Source organism: Streptomyces sp. NPDC001514 (assembly GCF_053597075.1).
In genome coordinates this window covers 117,234-134,700 of record NZ_JBSFHO010000015.1, presented here as the reverse complement: position 1 = coordinate 134,700, position 17,467 = coordinate 117,234, and the positions used below count along the sequence as shown (strand labels likewise).

Here is a 17,467-nt window from a genome sequence, read left to right as displayed (position 1 = left end):
AGGATCTTGCCGCAAACGATCCTTCCCAGGCAGCCGAGTTCCCCGAACGAGCGCGTGCCTGAACGCGCAAGCGGGCCCCTGGCCGAAGGCCGGGAGCCCGCTTGCGCGCACCGAAAGCGCTAGTCGCGCGCTTCCGCGAGCAGCTTCTGCATCCGCGAAACACCCTCGACCAGGTCCTCGTCGCCGAGCGCGTACGACAGCCGCAGATAGCCCGGGGTGCCGAAGGCCTCGCCCGGGACGACCGCGACCTCGGCTTCGTCCAGGATCAGTGCCGCCAGCTCGACGGAGGTCGCGGGGCGCTTGCCGCGGATCTCCTTGCCCAGCAGACCCTTCACCGACGGGTACGCGTAGAACGCGCCCTCGGGGGTCGGGCAGACCACGCCGTCGATCTCGTTCAGCATCCTCACGATCGTCTGGCGGCGGCGGTCGAAGGCCTCGCGCATCTCCGCGACGGCGTCCAGGTCGCCGGAGACGGCGGCCAGGGCGGCGACCTGCGCCACGTTCGACACATTGGAGGTGGCGTGCGACTGCAGGTTGGTGGCGGCCTTCACCACGTCCTTGGGGGCGATGAGCCACCCGACCCGCCAGCCGGTCATCGCGTACGTCTTCGCGACACCGTTGACGACGATGCACTTGTCGCGCAGTGCAGGGACGAGCTGGGGGAGCGAGGTGAACGTCGCGTCGCCGTAGACCAGGTGCTCGTAGATCTCGTCCGTCAGCACCCACAGACCGTGCTCGGCGGCCCACTCACCGATCGCACGGGCGTCGGCCTCGCTGTAGACCGCGCCGGTCGGGTTGGAAGGGGAGACGAAGAGGACGACCTTGGTCCGCTCCGTGCGCGCGGCCTCCAGCTGCTCCACCGACACCCGGTAACCGGTGGTCTCGTCGGCGACGACCTCCACCGGAACGCCGCCCGCGAGGCGGATCGACTCGGGGTACGTCGTCCAGTACGGCGCCGGGACGATGACCTCGTCACCCGGGTCCAGGATCGCGGCGAACGCCTCGTAGATCGCCTGCTTGCCGCCGTTGGTCACCAGCACCTGGGCGGGGTCGACCTCGTAGCCGGAATCGCGGAGCGTCTTCTCGGCGATGGCCTTCTTCAGCTCGGGGAGGCCGCCCGCCGGCGTGTAGCGGTGGTACTTGGGGTTCTTGCAGGCCTCGATGGCGGCCTCGACGATGTAGCCGGGCGTCGGGAAGTCGGGCTCGCCCGCGCCGAAGCCGATCACCGGGCGGCCGGCGGCCTTGAGGGCCTTGGCCTTGGCGTCGACGGCGAGGGTCGCGGACTCGGAGATCGCGCCGATGCGGGCGGAGACCCGGCGCTCGGTGGGAGGAGTTGCAGCGCTCATACGGCCATGCTCCCAGACCCGGGACGCCCGGGGCACAAGGGTTTCGAGAAGCGGACAGAGTCGCACGGGAGCCGGACAGGTGTGCGGCCGCGCACCGGACAGGACCGCCGGCGGACACCGGACAGGACCCTGACGGAACCCGACAGAACACTGAAGGAACACGGACCGGAACCGTCGCGGAGCTATCTGTTCGACGCACGGCCGCTGACCACGTACACTCTTGGCTCGTTGGCCCTCACCGACCACCTCCACCCATGGGGTAGGTTTGGGGGGAACCACAAAGGGTCGTAGCTCAATTGGTAGAGCACTGGTCTCCAAAACCAGCGGTTGGGGGTTCAAGTCCCTCCGGCCCTGCTACACACACCTTCGCCAGGCTGTGTGCGCAGGTACGTATCTTCATGCACCGCCGTGCGGCTCCACCGGGCGCGGCACGGCCACGACCCGGAATCAGGTGAGAGACGTGACGGACGCCGTAGGCTCCATCGACATGCCTGATGCCGAGGACGAGGCGCCGGAGACCCGGAAGAAGACCCGGAAGGGCGGCAAGCGCGGGAAGAAGGGCCCCCTCGGGCGCCTCGCGCTGTTCTACCGTCAGATCGTCGCCGAGCTGCGCAAGGTCGTCTGGCCTACTCGCAGCCAGCTGACGACGTACACCTCAGTGGTGATTGTCTTCGTTGTCATCATGATCGGCCTTGTGACCGTGATGGACTATGGCTTCCAGGCAGCAGTCAAGTACGTCTTCGGCTGATCCCGCGGAGGGCGCCTCACCGGCGCCCCTTTCGCACGTTCCACCCCATCTGTATCCAGGAAGAAGCAGCCACCGTGTCTGACCCGAACGTGAACGACGCCATCGAGTCGGCAGAGTCCGCTGAGGACCAGCTCGACATCGTCGAGGCTGCCGACGAGGACCAGGCGGAAGCTGCTGACGCCTCGGAGGGCCTGCCCGCCGAGGAAGTCGCGATCCACATCGAGGACGAGGACGAGGCCTTCTCCGCCGCCGCCGAGGACGCCGAGGAAGCCGACGACGAGGAAGCCTCCGAGGCGGTCGCCGACGAGACGGACACCGAGGCCGCCGAGGACGAGGCCGAGGTCGAGGCCGAGCCGGAGGCTCCCGTCGACCCGATCGCCGCGCTCCGCGACGAGCTCCGCGGTCTGCCCGGGGAGTGGTACGTGATCCACACCTACGCGGGCTACGAGAAGCGCGTGAAGGCCAACCTGGAGCAGCGTGCCGTCTCGCTGAACGTCGAGGACTTCATCTACCAGGCCGAGGTCCCCGAGGAAGAGATCGTCCAGATCAAGAACGGCGAGCGCAAGAACGTCCGGCAGAACAAGCTGCCCGGCTACGTGCTCGTCCGCATGGACCTGACGAACGAGTCCTGGGGCGTCGTCCGCAACACCCCGGGCGTCACCGGCTTCGTGGGCAACGCCTACGACCCGTACCCGCTGACCCTGGACGAGATCGTCAAGATGCTCGCCCCGGAGGCCGAGGAGAAGGCCGCCCGCGAGGCCGCCGAGGCCGAGGGCAAGCCGGTTCCGGCCCGCAAGGTCGAGGTCCAGGTGCTGGACTTCGAGGTCGGCGACTCGGTCACCGTCACCGACGGTCCGTTCGCCACCCTGCAGGCCACGATCAACGAGATCAACGCCGACTCGAAGAAGGTCAAGGGCCTCGTCGAGATCTTCGGCCGCGAGACCCCGGTCGAGCTGAGCTTCGACCAGATCCAGAAGAACTGACCGGCACATAAGTTTCCGACCAGGTCAGAACGGCCCTCGTGGCCGTTCTGACCTGCTCGGTTTTTGGCCGTGCACCGATACCCGTTATCGTTGTGCGGTATGCCTCCATCCGGATGATCGGGTGGAAGGCGGAAAACTCTCACTAGGACCCGGAGAGAGCAATGCCTCCCAAGAAGAAGAAGGTCACGGGGCTTATCAAGCTCCAGATCCAGGCCGGTGCGGCCAACCCGGCTCCGCCGGTCGGCCCCGCGCTGGGTCAGCACGGCGTCAACATCATGGAGTTCTGCAAGGCCTACAACGCCGCGACCGAGTCGCAGCGTGGCATGGTCGTGCCGGTGGAGATCACGGTCTACGAGGACCGTTCCTTCACCTTCGTCACCAAGACTCCGCCGGCCGCCAAGCTGATCCTCAAGGCCGCGGGTGTGGACAAGGGCTCCGGCGAGCCGCACAAGACCAAGGTCGCCAAGCTGACGCGCGACCAGGTCCGTGACATCGCCACCACCAAGATGCCCGATCTGAACGCCAACGACCTGGACGCCGCCGAGAAGATCATCGCCGGCACCGCCCGTTCCATGGGCATCACGGTCGAGGGCTGATCAGCTCCCGTTCGACCAGTGGTAGGGCCACGCGCCGGCCCGCACCACGACTCCACGCCTGAAACACCACAGGAGAAGAAGTGAAGCGCAGCAAGGCTCTCCGCAACGCGGACGCCAAGGTCGACCGGGAGCGTAACTACGCCCCGCTCGAGGCCGTCCGTCTTGCGAAGGACACCGCCACCTCCAAGTTCGACGGCACCGTCGAGGTCGCCTTCCGCCTGGGCGTTGACCCGCGCAAGGCCGACCAGATGGTCCGTGGCACCGTGAACCTTCCGCACGGCACCGGTAAGACCGCCCGGGTCCTGGTCTTCGCGACCGGTGACCGTGCTGCGGCCGCGGAAGCCGCTGGCGCCGACATCGTCGGCTCCGACGAACTGATCGACGAGGTTTCGAAGGGCCGTCTGGACTTCGACGCCGTCGTCGCCACCCCCGACCTCATGGGCAAGGTCGGCCGCCTCGGCCGTGTGCTCGGTCCCCGTGGTCTCATGCCGAACCCCAAGACCGGCACCGTGACCATGGACGTCGCCAAGGCTGTCAACGACATCAAGGGCGGCAAGATCGAGTTCCGCGTCGACAAGCACTCGAACCTGCACTTCATCATCGGCAAGGTCTCCTTCGACGAGACGAAGCTGGTCGAGAACTACGCCGCGGCGCTGGAGGAGATCCTCCGTCTCAAGCCGTCCGCCGCGAAGGGCCGCTACATCAAGAAGGCGACCCTGACCACCACCATGGGCCCCGGCATCCCGCTGGACTCCAACCGCACCCGTAACCTCCTCGTCGAGGAGGACCCGGCAGCTGTCTGACCGGGTCGAGCCTGACCGGCTCGCGTGCTGTGGGACCGGCCCCCGCGCCTCTTCGGAGGTGCGGGGGCCGGTCCTGTTTCCCGTGGCGCCTGTGGCGCCCGTGGCGCCCGTGAGGGCCGCGCAGGGGCTGTCCGGGGTGTGGAGAGCCGCCCGGGCCGGCAGCCCCGGACGGCCCGATTTGCCTGACGAGGATTCCCTCCCGTACTCTTCCACGGAAGCCAAAGACCGCTGGTCGTTGCTGTGCCCCTTGCGGGTGCGGTGGCCGAAGGATCCGCTAGCTGCGGACGACCCGCGCAGGTGACTGTGGATGAGCTCCCGGACGTCGCTCTTTAGAGGGCGCAGTCGGTCGAGCCACGCCCCGTGCGCCTGCGCCGGGGCGTTTCGTTTTGTTCAGCCCCTTCTGAGCGGTCCTCATCACCCGGAAGGAGGCCGACGCTCTATGGCAAGGCCCGACAAGGCTGCCGCGGTGGCCGAGCTCGCGGACCAGTTCCGTAGCTCGAACGCCGCCGTGCTGACCGAGTACCGGGGTCTCACCGTGGCGCAGCTCAAGACGCTGCGTCGTTCGCTCGGTGAGAACGCCCAGTACGCCGTGGTGAAGAACACGCTGACCAAGATTGCGGCCAACGAGGCCGGGATCACTGCGCTCGACGACCAGTTCACTGGTCCGACGGCTGTCGCCTTCATCACCGGTGACCCGGTGGAGTCGGCGAAGGGTCTTCGTGACTTCGCCAAGGAGAACCCGAACCTCATCATCAAGGGCGGTGTCCTTGACGGTAAGGCGCTGTCCGCCGATGAGATCAAGAAGCTTGCGGACCTCGAGTCCCGCGAGGTTCTGCTCGCCAAGCTGGCGGGTGCCTTCAAGGGCAAGCAGACGCAGACTGCTCAGCTCTTCCAGGCGCTCCCCTCGAAGCTCGTCCGCACCGTGGACGCTCTTCGTGCCAAGCAGGCCGAGCAGGGCGGTGCCGAGTAACTCGGCTCGCGCATTGATCCGCGCCGCCTAGAGCGCGGGTCGCAGCGGGCCCAACGTACGCCCGCCGACATGTACACCCGGCACCAGCCGAATTAGTGGAAGGATCGCCCATCATGGCGAAGCTCAGCCAGGAAGACCTGCTCGCGCAGTTCGAGGAGATGACCCTCATCGAGCTCTCCGAGTTCGTGAAGGCGTTCGAGGAGAAGTTCGACGTCACCGCCGCCGCCGCGGTCGCCGTCGCCGGTCCGGCCGGTCCGGCCGCCGCCGCCGAGGCCGAGGAGGAGAAGGACGAGTTCGACGTCATCCTCACCGGTGCCGGCGACAAGAAGATCCAGGTCATCAAGGTCGTGCGTGAGCTGACCTCCCTGGGCCTGAAGGAGGCCAAGGACCTCGTGGACGGCGCCCCGAAGCCCGTTCTCGAGAAGGTCGCCAAGGACGCCGCCGAGAAGGCCGCCGAGTCCCTCAAGGGCGCCGGCGCCTCCGTCGAGGTCAAGTGACCTTTGAGAGTCCTCTGACTCTCGCGCTGTAACGCGCACACACTGAAGGGCGATCACCTATCCGGGTGGTCGCCCTTCGGCGTTCCCGGGCACACAGGGTGGCTGCCTTGCGCTCTCCGCTGCGGAGAGTAAGGTGATCTTCGCCGTGCGCCAGGTGACGATCTCCACGGAGTGGGGGGCCTTGACGAACCGCACGCAGCGCGCAATTCTCAGGACGCGTCGTCACAACGATCCGAGTTCGAGGCATGGATCGACGACGGAACGGGCAGGATCGGTGTGCGCCTTCCAGCGCACGGCATACCGCGGAGTTGAGAACAACGAGGGTCCCGGAAAACCCGCCCTGGACATCAGTGGGCCAAGTGGCTACACTGACCCTTTGCGCTGCCTGTTAGCTGCCCCCTGCCCGTCACCAGGGGCATACCCTCGCAAGAGCATCGTTGACCGAACAGCCCTGACCTGGCTTTTTGACCAATCAGGAATGTCTGTCTCCGTGCCCGGCTTGGGACCGGTACGCGCGTAGTGAGTCCGAGCCCTCGGAAGGACCCCCTCTTGGCCGCCTCGCGCAACGCCTCGACCGCGAATACGAACAACGGCGCAAGCACTGCCCCGCTGCGCATCTCCTTTGCAAAGATCAAGGAGCCCCTCGAGGTTCCGAACCTCCTCGCGCTGCAGACCGAGAGCTTTGACTGGCTGCTCGGCAATGCCGCCTGGAAGGCTCGTGTCGAGGCGGCTCTGGAGTCCGGACAGGACGTCCCCACCAAGTCCGGTCTGGAGGAGATCTTCGAGGAGATCTCGCCGATCGAGGACTTCTCCGGGTCGATGTCGCTGACCTTCCGCGACCACCGCTTCGAGCCCCCGAAGAACTCGATCGACGAGTGCAAGGAGCGGGACTTCACGTACGCCGCCCCGCTCTTCGTCACGGCCGAGTTCACCAACAACGAGACCGGTGAGATCAAGTCCCAGACGGTCTTCATGGGCGACTTCCCGCTCATGACCAACAAGGGCACCTTCGTCATCAACGGCACCGAGCGTGTCGTCGTGTCGCAGCTGGTCCGCTCGCCGGGTGTCTACTTCGACTCCTCCATCGACAAGACGTCCGACAAGGACATCTTCTCCGCCAAGATCATCCCCTCCCGGGGTGCCTGGCTGGAGATGGAGATCGACAAGCGCGACATGGTCGGTGTCCGTATCGACCGCAAGCGCAAGCAGTCCGTCACCGTCCTCCTGAAGGCGCTCGGCTGGACCACCGAGCAGATCCTCGAGGAGTTCGGCGAGTACGAGTCGATGCGCGCCACCCTGGAGAAGGACCACACCCAGGGCCAGGACGACGCGCTGCTCGACATCTACCGCAAGCTGCGCCCGGGCGAGCCCCCGACGCGTGAGGCCGCGCAGACGCTGCTCGAGAACCTGTACTTCAACCCGAAGCGCTACGACCTCGCCAAGGTCGGCCGCTACAAGGTGAACAAGAAGCTCGGCGCGGACGAGCCGCTGGACGCCGGCGTGCTCACCACCGACGACGTCATCGCGACCATCAAGTACCTGGTCAAGCTGCACGCCGGTGAGGTCGAGACGGTCGGCGAGAACGGCACGCAGATCGTCGTCGAGACCGACGACATCGACCACTTCGGCAACCGTCGTCTGCGCAACGTCGGCGAGCTCATCCAGAACCAGGTCCGCACGGGTCTGGCTCGTATGGAGCGCGTCGTGCGCGAGCGCATGACCACCCAGGACGTCGAGGCGATCACGCCGCAGACCCTGATCAACATCCGGCCGGTCGTCGCCTCCATCAAGGAGTTCTTCGGCACCAGCCAGCTGTCCCAGTTCATGGACCAGAACAACCCGCTGTCGGGCCTGACCCACAAGCGCCGTCTGTCGGCGCTGGGCCCCGGCGGTCTGTCCCGTGAGCGGGCGGGCTTCGAGGTCCGAGACGTGCACCCGTCCCACTACGGACGCATGTGCCCGATCGAGACCCCCGAAGGCCCGAACATCGGTCTGATCGGTTCGCTCGCCTCGTACGGCCGCGTCAACGCGTTCGGCTTCGTCGAGACGCCGTACCGCAAGGTCGTCGAGGGCCAGGTCACCGACGAGGTGGACTACCTGACCGCCGACGAGGAGGACCGCTTCGTCATCGCGCAGGCCAACGCCGCGCTGGGCGAGGACCTGCGCTTCTCCGAGTCCCGCGTGCTCGTCCGCCGTCGTGGCGGCGAGGTCGACTACGTGCCGCCGTCGGACGTGGACTACATGGACGTCTCGCCGCGCCAGATGGTGTCGGTCGCGACCGCCATGATCCCGTTCCTCGAGCACGACGACGCCAACCGTGCCCTCATGGGCGCGAACATGATGCGCCAGGCCGTTCCGCTCATCAAGGCGGAGGCCCCGCTCGTCGGCACCGGCATGGAGTACCGCTGTGCCACCGACGCCGGCGACGTCATCAAGGCGGAGAAGGACGGTGTGATCCAGGAGGTCTCGGCCGACTACATCACCGTCGCCAACGACGACGGCACGTACACCACGTACCGCGTCGCCAAGTTCTCCCGCTCGAACCAGGGCACCTCGGTCAACCAGAAGGTCGTCGTCGCCGAGGGCGACCGGGTCGTCGAGGGCCAGGTCCTCGCCGACGGCCCGGCCACCGAGAACGGTGAGATGGCGCTCGGCAAGAACCTGCTGGTCGCGTTCATGCCGTGGGAGGGTCACAACTACGAGGACGCGATCATCCTGTCGCAGCGCCTCGTCCAGGACGACGTCCTCTCCTCGATCCACATCGAGGAGCACGAGGTCGACGCCCGTGACACCAAGCTGGGCCCCGAGGAGATCACCCGGGACATCCCGAACGTCTCCGAGGAGGTCCTCGCCGACCTCGACGAGCGCGGCATCATCCGTATCGGTGCCGAGGTCGTCGCCGGCGACATCCTGGTCGGCAAGGTCACGCCCAAGGGTGAGACCGAGCTGACCCCGGAGGAGCGCCTGCTCCGCGCGATCTTCGGTGAGAAGGCCCGTGAGGTCCGTGACACCTCGCTGAAGGTGCCGCACGGCGAGACCGGCAAGGTCATCGGCGTCCGCGTCTTCGACCGCGAGGAGGGCGACGAGCTTCCCCCCGGTGTGAACCAGCTCGTGCGCGTGTACGTCGCGCAGAAGCGCAAGATCACCGACGGTGACAAGCTCGCCGGCCGTCACGGCAACAAGGGCGTCATCTCCAAGATCCTGCCGATCGAGGACATGCCGTTCCTGGAGGACGGCACCCCGGTCGACATCATCCTCAACCCGCTGGGTGTCCCGTCCCGAATGAACCCGGGACAGGTCCTGGAGATCCACCTCGGCTGGCTCGCCAGCCGCGGCTGGGACGTCTCCGGTCTCGCCGACGAGTGGGCGCAGCGCCTGCAGTCCATCGGCGCGGACCAGGTTGCACCGGGCACCAATGTCGCGACCCCGGTCTTCGACGGTGCGCGCGAGGACGAGCTCGCGGGTCTGCTGCAGCACACCATCCCGAACCGGGACGGCGAGCGCATGGTGCTCCCGACCGGCAAGGCCCGGCTGTTCGACGGCCGCTCCGGTGAGCCGTTCCCGGACCCGATCTCGGTCGGGTACATGTACATCCTCAAGCTCCACCACCTGGTCGACGACAAGCTGCACGCCCGGTCGACCGGCCCGTACTCGATGATCACCCAGCAGCCGCTGGGTGGTAAGGCTCAGTTCGGTGGCCAGCGGTTCGGTGAGATGGAGGTGTGGGCGCTGGAGGCTTACGGCGCCGCGTACGCCCTCCAGGAGCTGCTGACCATCAAGTCCGACGACGTCACCGGCCGCGTGAAGGTCTACGAGGCCATCGTCAAGGGCGAGAACATCCCCGAGCCCGGCATCCCCGAGTCCTTCAAGGTGCTCATCAAGGAGATGCAGTCCCTGTGCCTCAACGTGGAGGTGCTGTCCTCGGACGGCATGTCCATCGAGATGCGCGACACCGACGAGGACGTCTTCCGCGCCGCGGAGGAGCTCGGTATCGACCTGTCCAGGCGAGAGCCGAGCAGCGTCGAAGAGGTCTGACGGGTCTGACCGGGGGCTTCCACGTGAAGCTCCCGGTCTCCCCCGGACCCGTACAGACCATGATTGAGACACGACCCTGAGAGGGATTGACGCATAGTGCTCGACGTCAACTTCTTCGACGAGCTCCGGATCGGCCTGGCCACCGCTGACGACATTCGTCAGTGGTCCCACGGCGAGGTCAAGAAGCCCGAGACCATCAACTACCGCACGCTCAAGCCCGAAAAGGACGGACTCTTCTGCGAGAAGATCTTCGGTCCTACCCGGGACTGGGAGTGCTACTGCGGCAAGTACAAGCGTGTCCGCTTCAAGGGCATCATCTGTGAGCGGTGTGGCGTCGAGGTCACCCGCGCCAAGGTGCGCCGTGAGCGGATGGGCCACATCGAGCTGGCCGCTCCCGTCACCCACATCTGGTACTTCAAGGGCGTTCCGTCCCGGCTGGGCTACCTGCTCGACCTCGCCCCGAAGGACCTCGAGAAGGTCATCTACTTCGCCGCGTACATGATCACGTACGTCGACGAGGAGCGCCGCACCCGCGACCTGCCCTCGCTGGAGGCTCACGTCTCAGTCGAGCGCCAGCAGATCGAGAACCGCCGCGACGCCGACCTCGAGGCCCGCGCCAAGAAGCTCGAGGCCGACCTGGCCGAGCTGGAGGCCGAGGGTGCCAAGGCCGACGTGCGCCGCAAGGTGCGCGAGGGTGCCGAGCGTGAGATGAAGCAGCTGCGCGACCGTGCGCAGCGCGAGATCGACCGTCTCGACGAGGTGTGGAACCGCTTCAAGAACCTCAAGGTCCAGGACCTCGAGGGCGACGAGCTGCTCTACCGCGAGCTGCGTGACCGTTTCGGCACGTACTTCGACGGCTCGATGGGTGCCGCGGCGCTGCAGAAGCGCCTGGAGTCCTTCGACCTCGAGGAGGAGGCCGAGCGTCTCCGCGAGATCATCCGTACCGGCAAGGGCCAGAAGAAGACCCGTGCGCTCAAGCGCCTCAAGGTCGTCTCCGCCTTCCTGCAGACCAGCAACAGCCCCAAGGGCATGGTGCTGGACTGCGTCCCGGTGATCCCGCCGGACCTGCGTCCGATGGTGCAGCTGGACGGTGGCCGCTTCGCGACCTCCGACCTGAACGACCTGTACCGCCGGGTCATCAACCGGAACAACCGTCTGAAGCGTCTGCTCGACCTCGGTGCCCCCGAGATCATCGTGAACAACGAGAAGCGGATGCTCCAGGAGGCCGTCGACGCGCTGTTCGACAACGGCCGCCGCGGCCGCCCGGTCACCGGTCCCGGTAACCGCCCGCTGAAGTCCCTCAGCGACATGCTGAAGGGTAAGCAGGGTCGCTTCCGTCAGAACCTGCTCGGTAAGCGAGTCGACTACTCGGCGCGTTCCGTCATCGTCGTCGGCCCGCAGCTGAAGCTGCACCAGTGCGGTCTGCCCAAGGCCATGGCGCTGGAGCTCTTCAAGCCGTTCGTGATGAAGCGCCTGGTCGACCTGAACCACGCGCAGAACATCAAGAGCGCGAAGCGCATGGTCGAGCGCGGCCGCACCGTCGTGTACGACGTCCTCGAAGAGGTCATCGCCGAGCACCCGGTGCTGCTGAACCGTGCGCCCACGCTGCACCGCCTCGGTATCCAGGCCTTCGAGCCGCAGCTGGTCGAGGGCAAGGCCATCCAGATCCACCCGCTCGTCTGCACCGCGTTCAACGCGGACTTCGACGGTGACCAGATGGCCGTGCACCTGCCGCTGTCCGCGGAGGCGCAGGCCGAGGCCCGCATCCTGATGCTGTCCTCGAACAACATCCTCAAGCCGGCCGACGGCCGGCCGGTCACCATGCCGACCCAGGACATGGTGCTGGGCCTCTTCTTCCTCACCACGGACGAGGAGGAGCGCGAGGTGCGCGGCGAGGGCCGTGCGTTCAACTCCACCGCCGAGGCGATCATGGCCTTCGACGCCCGGGAGCTCTCGCTCCAGGCGAAGGTCGACATCCGCTTCCCGATCGGCACCGTCCCGCCGCGTGGCTGGACCCCGCCGGTGGAGGAGGAGAGCGACGACAGCGTCGGCGCAGGTGCGTGGCAGCAGGGTGACTCGTTCCGTCTGCGGACGACCCTGGGCCGTGCGCTCTTCAACGAGCTGCTGCCCGAGGACTACCCGTTCGTCGACTACTCGGTCGGCAAGAAGCAGCTCTCCGAGATCGTCAACGACCTCGCCGAGCGCTACCCCAAGGTCATCGTGGCGGCGACGCTCGACAACCTGAAGGCGGCCGGCTTCTACTGGGCGACCCGTTCCGGTGTCACCGTCGCCATCTCCGACGTCGTCGTTCCCGAGGCGAAGAAGGAGATCGTCGCGGGCTACGAGGCGCAGGACGAGAAGGTCCAGAAGCAGTACGAGCGCGGTCTGATCACCAAGCAGGAGCGCACGCAGGAGCTCATCACCATCTGGACCAAGGCGACCAACGAGGTTGCCGAGGCGATGAACGCGAACTTCCCGAAGACCAACCCCATCTTCATGATGGTCAACTCGGGTGCTCGCGGAAACATGATGCAGATGCGTCAGATCGCCGGTATGCGTGGTCTGGTGTCGAACGCCAAGAACGAGACGATCCCGCGTCCCATCAAGGCGTCGTTCCGTGAGGGTCTGTCCGTGCTGGAGTACTTCATCTCCACGCACGGTGCCCGTAAGGGTCTCGCCGACACCGCTCTGCGTACCGCCGACTCCGGTTACCTCACGCGTCGTCTGGTCGACGTCTCGCAGGACGTCATCATCCGCGAGGAGGACTGTGGCACCGACCGCGGTCTGAAGCTGCGGATCGCCGAGAAGGACGCCGGCGGTGTCCTGCGCAAGGCGGAGGACGTCGAGACGTCCGTGTACGCGCGGATGCTCGCCGAGGACGTCGTCGTGGACGGCAAGGTCATCGCGCCGGCCAACGTCGACCTCGGTGACGTGCTCATCGACGCCCTGGTGGCGGCCGGTGTGGAGGAGGTCAAGACCCGCTCGGTCCTGACCTGTGAGTCCGCGGTCGGTACGTGTGCGTACTGCTACGGCCGTTCGCTCGCCACCGGCAAGCTGGTCGACATCGGTGAGGCGGTCGGCATCATCGCCGCCCAGTCCATCGGTGAGCCCGGTACCCAGCTGACGATGCGTACCTTCCACACCGGTGGTGTGGCCGGTGACGACATCACCCAGGGTCTGCCGCGTGTTGTCGAGCTCTTCGAGGCCCGTACCCCGAAGGGTGTCGCCCCGATCTCCGAGGCCAACGGCCGCGTGCGGATCGAGGAGACCGAGAAGACCAAGAAGCTCGTCGTCACCCCGGACGACGGCAGCGACGAGACGGCGTTCCCGATCTCGAAGCGTGCCCGTCTGCTGGTCGGCGAGGGCGACCACGTCGAGGTGGGCCAGAAGCTCACCGTGGGTGCCACCAACCCGCACGACGTGCTGCGCATCCTCGGCCAGCGGGCCGTCCAGGTCCACCTGGTCGGCGAGGTCCAGAAGGTCTACAACTCGCAGGGTGTGTCGATCCACGACAAGCACATCGAGATCATCATCCGGCAGATGCTGCGCCGTGTGACGATCATCGAGTCCGGCGACGCGGAGCTGCTGCCGGGCGAGCTCGTGGAGCGCTCGAAGTTCGAGACCGAGAACCGTCGTGTGGTCACCGAGGGCGGTCACCCCGCCTCCGGCCGTCCGCAGCTGATGGGTATCACCAAGGCCTCGCTCGCCACCGAGTCGTGGCTGTCGGCGGCGTCCTTCCAGGAGACGACCAGGGTCCTCACCGACGCGGCGATCAACGCCAAGTCGGACTCCCTGATCGGCCTCAAGGAGAACGTCATCATCGGTAAGCTCATCCCGGCCGGTACGGGCCTGTCCCGCTACCGCAACATCCGGGTCGAGCCGACCGAGGAGGCCAAGGCCGCGATGTACTCGGCCGTCGGCTACGACGACATCGACTACTCGCCGTTCGGCACGGGCTCCGGCCAGGCCGTTCCGCTGGAGGACTACGACTACGGTCCGTACAACCAGTAAGGCGTAGGTCTGACGAAGGGCGGCCACCCCGTTTCGTACGGGGTGGCCGCCCTTCGGCGTTGTTCCGGCTGCGGGGGCCCAGGAGGGGGCTTGTGGCGCTCGTGCGGCGCTCCTGGGCGCTTGGGGGCATCCTGGTGGCGTACCTGCGTGTCGGGCCCGCTTGCATTTGTTTTGACCGAACTCGGTGAGGTAGGTACGCTCAGACCTTGTGCCTGGGGTGTGCCTGGGCTCATGTGTGTGTCCTCAACCGCACAGCGAGCCAAGACCGGCCACCGTAATCTGCGCCCTTTCCGTCTTCGGGCGGAAGTCTGCAGCATTCGACACACCCGACCGCGTGGGTCGGCGACGTTCCAGGTTAGCTTTACTACACGGCACACAGAAACCGGAGAAGTAGTGCCTACGATCCAGCAGCTGGTCCGCAAGGGCCGGCAGGACAAGGTCGAGAAGAACAAGACGCCCGCACTCGAGGGTTCCCCTCAGCGCCGCGGCGTCTGCACGCGTGTGTTCACGACCACCCCGAAGAAGCCGAACTCGGCCCTCCGCAAGGTCGCGCGTGTGCGTCTGACCTCCGGTATCGAGGTCACGGCCTACATTCCGGGTGAGGGACACAACCTGCAGGAGCACTCCATCGTGCTCGTGCGTGGTGGCCGTGTGAAGGACCTGCCGGGTGTTCGCTACAAGATCATCCGCGGCTCCCTTGACACCCAGGGCGTCAAGAACCGCAAGCAGGCCCGCAGCCGCTACGGCGCCAAGAAGGAGAAGTAAGAATGCCTCGTAAGGGCCCCGCCCCGAAGCGCCCGGTCATCATCGACCCGGTTTACGGTTCTCCTCTGGTGACCTCGCTCATCAACAAGATTCTGCTCAACGGCAAGCGTTCCACCGCTGAGCGCATCGTCTACGGCGCCATGGAAGGCCTCCGCGACAAGACCGGCGCTGACCCGGTCATCACGCTGAAGCGCGCCCTCGAGAACGTCAAGCCGGCGCTCGAGGTCAAGTCCCGCCGTGTCGGTGGTGCCACCTACCAGGTGCCGATCGAGGTCAAGCCGGGCCGCGCCTCCACGCTGGCTCTGCGCTGGCTGGTCGGCTACTCGCGCGCCCGTCGCGAGAAGACCATGACCGAGCGCCTCATGAACGAGCTGCTGGACGCCTCGAACGGCCTCGGCGCTTCGGTCAAGAAGCGCGAGGACACGCACAAGATGGCCGAGTCCAACAAGGCCTTCGCGCACTACCGCTGGTAGTCGCTACCCACATCGAGAACCGAGAGAAGACTGAGCCTTATGGCCACCACTTCGCTTGACCTGGCCAAGGTCCGCAACATTGGGATCATGGCCCACATCGACGCGGGCAAGACGACGACCACCGAGCGCATCCTGTTCTACACCGGTGTGTCGTACAAGATCGGTGAGGTCCACGACGGCGCCGCCACGATGGACTGGATGGAGCAGGAGCAGGAGCGCGGCATCACGATCACGTCCGCCGCGACGACCTGTCACTGGCCGCTCGAGGACGTCGACCACACCATCAACATCATCGACACCCCGGGTCACGTCGACTTCACCGTCGAGGTGGAGCGTTCCCTGCGTGTGCTCGACGGTGCCGTGACGGTGTTCGACGGCGTCGCCGGCGTCGAGCCGCAGTCCGAGACTGTCTGGCGTCAGGCGGACCGCTACGGCGTTCCGCGTATCTGCTTCGTCAACAAGCTGGACCGCACGGGTGCCGAGTTCCACCGCTGCGTGGACATGATCAGCGACCGCCTTGGCGCGCAGCCGATCGTCATGCAGCTCCCGATCGGTGCCGAGGCCGACTTCAAGGGCGTCATCGACCTGGTCCGCATGAAGGCCCTGGTCTGGTCCGCCGAGGCGGCCAAGGGCGAGATGTACGACGTCGTCGACATCCCGGCCACCCACACCGAGGCTGCCGAGGAGTACCGCGGCAAGCTCGTCGAGGCCGTCGCCGAGAACGACGAAGAGATCATGGAGCTGTACCTGGAGGGCCAGGAGCCTTCCGAGGAGCAGCTGTACGCCGCGATCCGTCGTATCACCATCGCCTCCGGCAAGGGCAAGGGCACCACGGTCACCCCGGTGTTCTGTGGCACCGCGTTCAAGAACAAGGGCGTGCAGCCCCTGCTCGACGCGGTCGTGCGCTACCTCCCGTCCCCCGTCGACATCGAGGCCATCGAGGGCCACGACGTCAAGGACGCGGACCTGGTCGTGAAGCGCAGGCCGTCCGACGACGAGCCGCTGTCGGCGCTGGCGTTCAAGATCATGAGCGACCCGCACCTCGGCAAGCTCACGTTCGTGCGCATCTACTCCGGCCGTCTGGAGTCCGGCACCGCCGTGCTGAACTCCGTGAAGGGCCGCAAGGAGCGCATCGGCAAGATCTACCGCATGCACGCGAACAAGCGTGAGGAGATCGAGTCGGTGGGCGCCGGTGACATCGTCGCCGTCATGGGCCTGAAGCAGACCACCACCGGTGAGACGCTCGCGGACGAGAAGAACCCGGTGATCCTGGAGTCCATGGACTTCCCGGCGCCGGTCATCGAGGTCGCGATCGAGCCCAAGTCCAAGGGTGACCAGGAGAAGCTGGGTGTCGCCATCCAGCGTCTCGCGGAGGAGGACCCCTCCTTCCAGGTGCACACCAACGAGGAGACCGGCCAGACCGTCATCGGCGGTATGGGCGAGCTTCACCTCGAGGTGCTCGTCGACCGTATGAAGCGTGAGTTCAAGGTCGAGGCCAACGTCGGCAAGCCGCAGGTCGCGTACCGCGAGACCATCCGCAAGGCGGTCGAGCGCGTGGACTACACCCACAAGAAGCAGACCGGTGGTACCGGTCAGTTCGCCAAGGTGCAGATCGCGGTCGAGCCGATCGAGGGCGGCGACGCCGCTTACGAGTTCGTGAACAAGGTCACCGGTGGCCGTATCCCGAAGGAATACATTCCTTCCGTGGACGCCGGCTGCCAGGAGGCGATGTCGTTCGGCATCCTCGCCGGTTACGAGATGACGGGCGTTCGCGTCACGCTTCTCGACGGTGCCTACCACGAGGTCGACTCCTCCGAGCTCGCGTTCAAGATCGCTGGCTCGCAGGCCTTCAAGGAGGCCGCGCGCAAGGCGTCCCCGGTTCTCCTCGAGCCGATGATGGCCGTTGAGGTCACCACGCCCGAGGACTACATGGGCGATGTCATCGGTGACATCAACTCCCGCCGTGGCCAGATCCAGGCCATGGAGGAGCGTGCCGGTGCCCGTGTCGTCAAGGGCCTGGTGCCGCTGTCGGAGATGTTCGGCTACGTCGGCGACCTCCGCAGCAAGACCTCGGGTCGCGCAAGCTACTCGATGCAGTTCGACTCCTACGCCGAGGTTCCGCGGAACGTCGCCGAGGAGATCATCGCGAAGGCCAAGGGCGAGTAACTCACCCGAGTACACGCTTTAGGCTTGACGCCGTAACCGTCGGGGCGTTCCCCGCGAACCCGTGAGGCTCGCCC

12 protein-coding genes and 1 tRNA gene are annotated in these 17,467 nt (G+C 66.4%); 12 read left to right on the top strand and 1 reads right to left on the bottom strand.

Translation table 11 applies throughout. From position 1 onward, the window contains the following. Positions 1-119 precede the first annotated feature (119 nt). A complete protein-coding gene (locus ACWCXB_RS18135; protein ID WP_450723917.1) occupies positions 120-1,346 on the bottom strand; it encodes a pyridoxal phosphate-dependent aminotransferase in 1,227 nt (408 codons plus the stop codon). Between the two features lie 281 nt (positions 1,347-1,627). Between ACWCXB_RS18135 and ACWCXB_RS18130 the strand changes: the two genes are divergently transcribed. The 12 genes from ACWCXB_RS18130 (at position 1,628) to fusA (ending at position 17,393) form a co-directional block, all read left to right on the top strand. Then, a tRNA-Trp gene (locus tag ACWCXB_RS18130) sits at positions 1,628-1,700 on the top strand. Between the two features lie 106 nt (positions 1,701-1,806). Beyond that, entirely contained in the window at positions 1,807-2,094 is a 288-nt protein-coding gene (gene secE, locus ACWCXB_RS18125) for a preprotein translocase subunit SecE (protein WP_450723915.1), read from the top strand. A gap of 74 nt (positions 2,095-2,168) precedes the next feature. Further along, complete coding sequence (gene nusG / locus ACWCXB_RS18120) at positions 2,169-3,077, top strand: transcription termination/antitermination protein NusG (RefSeq protein WP_450723913.1); 909 nt, start codon at positions 2,169-2,171, stop codon at positions 3,075-3,077. A gap of 161 nt (positions 3,078-3,238) precedes the next feature. After that, positions 3,239-3,673 carry a 50S ribosomal protein L11 gene (rplK, locus tag ACWCXB_RS18115; protein ID WP_003956479.1) on the top strand — a complete coding sequence of 145 codons (435 nt, stop codon included), beginning with the start codon at positions 3,239-3,241 and terminating at the stop codon, positions 3,671-3,673. A gap of 80 nt (positions 3,674-3,753) precedes the next feature. Then, positions 3,754-4,476: a 50S ribosomal protein L1 gene (gene rplA / locus ACWCXB_RS18110; RefSeq protein WP_450723911.1), complete on the top strand. Its 723-nt coding sequence runs from the start codon at positions 3,754-3,756 to the stop codon at positions 4,474-4,476. A 439-nt stretch (positions 4,477-4,915) separates the two neighbouring features. Next, positions 4,916-5,446 carry a 50S ribosomal protein L10 gene (gene rplJ, locus ACWCXB_RS18105; protein ID WP_450723909.1) on the top strand — a complete coding sequence of 177 codons (531 nt, stop codon included), beginning with the start codon at positions 4,916-4,918 and terminating at the stop codon, positions 5,444-5,446. A 113-nt stretch (positions 5,447-5,559) separates the two neighbouring features. Then, positions 5,560-5,943, top strand: coding sequence for a 50S ribosomal protein L7/L12 (gene rplL / locus ACWCXB_RS18100; RefSeq protein ID WP_361115027.1), 384 nt, complete (start codon positions 5,560-5,562; stop codon positions 5,941-5,943). A 549-nt stretch (positions 5,944-6,492) separates the two neighbouring features. Next, positions 6,493-9,978: a DNA-directed RNA polymerase subunit beta gene (gene rpoB, locus ACWCXB_RS18095; protein WP_450723907.1), complete on the top strand. Its 3,486-nt coding sequence runs from the start codon at positions 6,493-6,495 to the stop codon at positions 9,976-9,978. A gap of 96 nt (positions 9,979-10,074) precedes the next feature. Beyond that, positions 10,075-13,989, top strand: coding sequence for a DNA-directed RNA polymerase subunit beta' (locus tag ACWCXB_RS18090; protein WP_450723905.1), 3,915 nt, complete (start codon positions 10,075-10,077; stop codon positions 13,987-13,989). A 393-nt stretch (positions 13,990-14,382) separates the two neighbouring features. Beyond that, on the top strand, positions 14,383-14,754 hold the full coding sequence (gene rpsL / locus ACWCXB_RS18085) for a 30S ribosomal protein S12 (protein WP_003948652.1): 372 nt from the start codon (positions 14,383-14,385) through the stop codon (positions 14,752-14,754). Positions 14,755-14,756: 2 nt separating this feature from the next. Then, entirely contained in the window at positions 14,757-15,227 is a 471-nt protein-coding gene (rpsG, locus tag ACWCXB_RS18080; protein WP_450723903.1) for a 30S ribosomal protein S7, read from the top strand. Positions 15,228-15,266: 39 nt separating this feature from the next. Further along, the gene (gene fusA / locus ACWCXB_RS18075; protein WP_450723901.1) at positions 15,267-17,393 is read left to right on the top strand and encodes an elongation factor G; all 2,127 of its coding nucleotides are present in this window, start codon (positions 15,267-15,269) and stop codon (positions 17,391-17,393) included. The last annotated feature ends 74 nt before the right edge of the window (positions 17,394-17,467 follow it).